Annotated in this window: 3 protein-coding genes and 1 pseudogene; all 4 read left to right on the forward strand. The window is 57.5% G+C overall.

The genetic code is table 11. The annotated features are described in order from the left end of the window. A pseudogene (locus JMF90_RS25690) lies at nt 1-460 on the forward strand (hypothetical protein); the annotation flags it as partial. Between the two features lie 30 nt (nt 461-490). Beyond that, a complete protein-coding gene (locus JMF90_RS25695; RefSeq protein WP_011548259.1) occupies nt 491-3067 on the forward strand; it encodes a T6SS effector BTH_I2691 family protein in 2577 nt (858 codons plus the stop codon). Nucleotides 3068-3079: 12 nt separating this feature from the next. Next, the gene (locus JMF90_RS40255; protein ID WP_011694664.1) at nt 3080-4048 is read left to right on the forward strand and encodes a DUF6708 domain-containing protein; all 969 of its coding nucleotides are present in this window, start codon (nt 3080-3082) and stop codon (nt 4046-4048) included. Next, nucleotides 4045-4329, forward strand: coding sequence for a PAAR domain-containing protein (locus JMF90_RS25705; protein ID WP_011548257.1), 285 nt, complete (start codon nt 4045-4047; stop codon nt 4327-4329). Before JMF90_RS40255 ends, JMF90_RS25705 begins: the two co-directional genes overlap by 4 nt. The last annotated feature ends 114 nt before the right edge of the window (nt 4330-4443 follow it).

Raw genomic sequence — 4443 nt, forward strand, 5'->3', positions numbered from 1 at the left:
CTTGGGTCGCATCTTGAAGGCCGAGCAGATGGATGCGCTTCTGGGGCCGGTTGCAACGTGGACGTACCTCGACCCCGTGAGCGGCTGGACGGTGGTCAACGGCGCGGCCGAACCGGAAGCCGCCTTCGCGGTTACTGCGGACCAGCACGCACGAATTGCGCGCATCGAGTTGGTTCAGCGCGGGCTTGACCTACTCCGTTGCAATGGTACGGCGCCTCGTCCCGATATGTCGGCGCTGCTCGACGCGCAACTTGCAAAAGGAGAGGCTCATGGGCTCGCCGGTGGGGACCTGCTTGCTTTTGCACTTCACGGCACACTCGTTTCCCCCTGCTTTGACCGTCACCCGCGTGTTCGGGCCATTCTGCAGGCGCCGCGGAAAGGCCCGTATGCTGAAGCGGTAGCGAACTGGAGCGCGGCAGACTGGGAAGCGATTGCTCGCGAGAGCATCCAATATCAATGAGCCCGGGTGGCGGCACGAGAGAGATAAAGAATGGCACTCGACACGAATTTTGCGAGTATTTCGCAGCTCACGCAGTCCGCGATGCAGACCAGCTCGCGTGCGCCGAATTCATGCAACATGTGCAAGAAGAAGGGATTGCCGATTCTGCCTGTCCGCTACGGGGTCGTGGCCAACTCCAAGGCTCACAGCTCTGCTGGCGCGATGTCGCTCATGGGCGGAAAGTTTGGCGACGGCGTCGTCGGCATCGCGCTCAAAAAGGCAAAGTACACGCTGCGCACCCTGCGCTACGGCTACGTGTATATCTTCTATCCAAAGACACAGCGATGGCAGATATACGCGGTTACGGCGGAAGGATACTTGTACGACTATCCGGTCGGCATCAAGCTCGACCGTAGTTTCGAGAAACCGTTCAGCTGCCACCAACCTGGGCATGCGCAACTGGCTCAATGCATCACCGTTGAAGATGCAGAACATGCCGGAACCGTGTATCTGGCGTTCAGCGATGAGCTTTGGACACAGAAAGTCCGCGACACCTACGCGAAGAACTTCATGGGTTGTCGTGACAAGCGGATGCAGAAGTTCGATGCAACCGCCTGGTATAACGGCAGCATGAACCAGCCGCACGCGGATAGCCTGGACCATCTCGAGGGGCTACTGAGCGAATACAAGGGCGGTCGTCCCGATGCGCTCGTTACCGGTTGCTTTCCGTACCATGACCGTGCCGGGCAGCAGCCGGCCCTCAAAAAGGCGATGGATTCCATACTGCCGGACAAGGGGCTGTTCTTCGCGTTGTGGGACCCGGTTGGCATCACGCAGGAACTCAATTTTGAGCAGCGCGTTGCTTTCGGCGCAGCGCTTGCGCCGTATGAACACGGAATATGGGCCGCCAGCGCAATCGACGCGCTGCAAAAGGCGGTCGCGGTTTCGGCGAAAGAGGACGTGGAACGTGCCGCCGGCATGCTGGAAGCCAATACTTATGAGGGCATGGGCCTCGGGGCTCTGTTCGATGGTGGCAAGGCGCTCGAGAAGCGGCTCAAAAGCATTGAGGCGCAGAAGGAGTCTGAACTTGCAACAGCCGGACCGGAAGCATGGAAGCCCTACACGACCCACTATCGGCAGCAGGCTATCGTCGACTTTCGGCAACAGATGGCGAACGCGATGAAGTCGGAGCAGGCGAGCACGCTTATACCGCTGTCGCAAGACCATCAGGCGTGGCTGTCCAGTGCCGCATTGCTGAACGTTTTCGAGTCGGATTACGAGCCGGGAAGCTGGAGATGTGGGCTGAACTATACCAACACATTTACACGATGCATCGAAGGCTCGGCTGACCGCAAGAATGCCGTCGATGTGCTCGTCAAATGGGCTAAAGGCAGCGTATCTGATACTCGCAATCCATTGTTGCGGGCGTTCGTCCTAAACAGCCCGGTGCTGGCTGAGAAGGTCAAGGAGGCGTCCGGCTATCCGTACATGGAACTGAGGGAGTTCGTCGCGAAGCTCATAGAGTCGTACAGCAAGATAGAGGGCGTGGAAGAGTCGAAGGATAAGGGCATCAAAGTTGCTGTTGCGAAGGCGTTAGCATGGCTTCTTCATGAGACAGGTGGGCCCGTGGCCGAAGCTATCAGCGCGAGTGTAGATACGGCTGCAACCAAAGTGCTGTATGCGACTCTGTGCATGCGAACGAAACAGCTGTTCGAGTTTAAGGTCGTATACGGTTCGGTAAACCAATGGGTGAACTACATCGCCCGTCAGATGCAGGAAGTGATGCCGGGCCGGCAGAAAATCAGTGTCCAGGACCTGAAAAAGCAGCTTCAGGACAAAGCCAATGCAGGCGGAGGCGCCGACCCGCAAATTAAGGCGAAGCAGTTCGTGCCAGTCGAAAGCCCGGCGACAGAGGCAGCTGCCCTGGCTGGCGTCAAAGCCAAACCCGGCTTCGAGAAATTGGCCAGTGCGACGTTGACACCCGACGTGGTCGAGACGATTTACATGCCGAAATTTAGGCTCATGACGAAGGGGGAGCCTGGGTTTGCGGGCATCGGGGCGATATTCAGTGCTATCAATCTTCGCTTTGCTCGGGAAGAATTGAAGAAGGCGAATCGGTTCAATCAATCGGAGGCCGGCATCAAGTTCGACAACGCCATTGGTGGACTCGTGGCGAGTGTTGCGCAATATGGTTCGGCTGCAATTGACACCGTCGGAAAGGCTGGGGCTCAGTTGGGTACAGGCTGGCTTCGACTAGAACGTTTCCTCAACGTCGCGGGGAGGTACGGCGGCGCGGTGGTTGGGCTCGTGTCTGCTGCGATTGACATCTATCATGCCGTGCAGGATTTCAAGGAAGGTAATGTGACGATGTTTATCCTGGATGCCGCATCAGCGGTTGTCGGTCTTGCTCTCGCTTACTCTGTCATATTCCTTTCGGCATCCGCTGCAGCGGTCGTGGCCCTGCCGCTTCTGCTTATCGCTGCCCTTATTGGTATCCTCATCAACTACTTCAAGGGTAAGGAAGTGGATGAGTGGCTTGAGCGATGTTTTTTTGGGCTGAAAGAGGCCAAAGAGCGGTTCCCCACTCTGGCCGAAGACCAAAAGGCATTTACGGCAATGCTTTCGTGATGGAGAAAAGAGATGGCATTTGACGGACTCTCGTGGTACCGCCTGAACCGGCCGGTCAGCGAGGAGGAGCAGGCTGCCCGCCTCGCAATCGGACAGCCTGCGTCTGACACGGCTAAGGATGAGCGTTCAGTATTCTCGATGAGCGATACTTGCCTAGAGGTCCGAGACGGAAACTATTCGGAGAAGGGCTGGGGGGTCTTTGCGTTTATGTTACCGGGGCTCGGTTCGTTGGCATTCACGGCGGCCCTTCTTTGGATGATGACTCATGTACCTCCTATCTACGAGCAGCGGGGACAACTGGGGCTCATTTATGGAGTGCTTTCGTTTTTCTTGTTTGTCGCGCTCGGTTTCTCGGGAATTGGCATTTGGGCATTGACACGCGACTGTTTCAATTACACCTGCAAGCCCGTCCGGTTTAACCGGCGTGACCGCATGATTTACGCGTTCAAGCACAATGGCCCTGGCGGGGTTGTATCGGTACCCTGGGATAGCGCCTTCCTGTACGTCGAACGCAAGCCCAGAAGCGGCCCCACGCGCACGGCGCCGCGCGTGGTTCGTTGCCTGGTTCTTGACGACAAGGGGATGGTCAAGGATACATTCTCGATGGGAACGCGAGTTGTCCTGTCGTCTGATGAGGGAAGCGTCGGGGGACAGGAGGTCATGAAAGTCCTCTACCAGGACTTTGAGTTCTACCGGCGATTTATGGAAGAAGGCCCCGCTTCGCTGCCCCCGGTGACCGAGTTCCTGCCGAAGGGAGCCTCCCTGCGCAATTCGCTGAGGTTGAATTTCGACGGAACCTCGGGCCTACTTAAGTCGGGCAATCCGATAGTGTGGCTGGTGGTGGCGGTCGGGGCACTTCCCGCATTCTCTCAATCCCTATTGCATTGGCTCGCCCAACTGACTTGCCGCGAACCGGTATGGCCGGACGATATCGAGCGGGCGTGCAATGCTGCGACGCCGTCCAACGGCCTTACAGCATGAGTCGCCGGTTCATTCGTCAGGGCGATAAAACTGATCGCAACGGTGTTGTGGTCGACGGTATCGCAGGCACCTCGTTGCAAGGCCAACCTTTCGCTTATCTGGGCGCCCCGGTTCAATGTCCCGCCTGTGGCACGACGGGTGTCATCATAAGCGACGGCTCGCCACGCGCGATGACGATGATGGGTAAGCAGGTCGCATTAGAGAACGATTTGTGCCAATGTAAATGTGAGTCACTGCCGAAGCTGATGTCGTCCCAAACTCTCGGTTCAATAAAGACATGACGGCATGTCGCTGCCTGTTGCGGGGCAATGGGCGCGGTTGTTGAAACGTATCAGCCACGGGCTCGTTGCCGCTCGCGATGAGTTGTACGGTCATTTCCTATCATGATGCGGACG

The organism is Burkholderia sp. E168m23 (assembly GCF_016586125.1).
GTDB classification, from domain to species: Bacteria; Pseudomonadota; Gammaproteobacteria; order Burkholderiales; family Burkholderiaceae; genus Burkholderia; species Burkholderia orbicola.

Excerpts from the sequence above, each read along its gene's own strand:
- JMF90_RS25695 (WP_011548259.1), top strand. The coding sequence starts at position 491 with ATGGCACTCGACACGAATTTTGCGAGTATTTCGCAGCTCACGCAGTCC.
- JMF90_RS40255 (WP_011694664.1), top strand. The coding sequence starts at position 3,080 with ATGGCATTTGACGGACTCTCGTGGTACCGCCTGAACCGGCCGGTCAGC.
- JMF90_RS25705 (WP_011548257.1), top strand. The coding sequence starts at position 4,045 with ATGAGTCGCCGGTTCATTCGTCAGGGCGATAAAACTGATCGCAACGGT.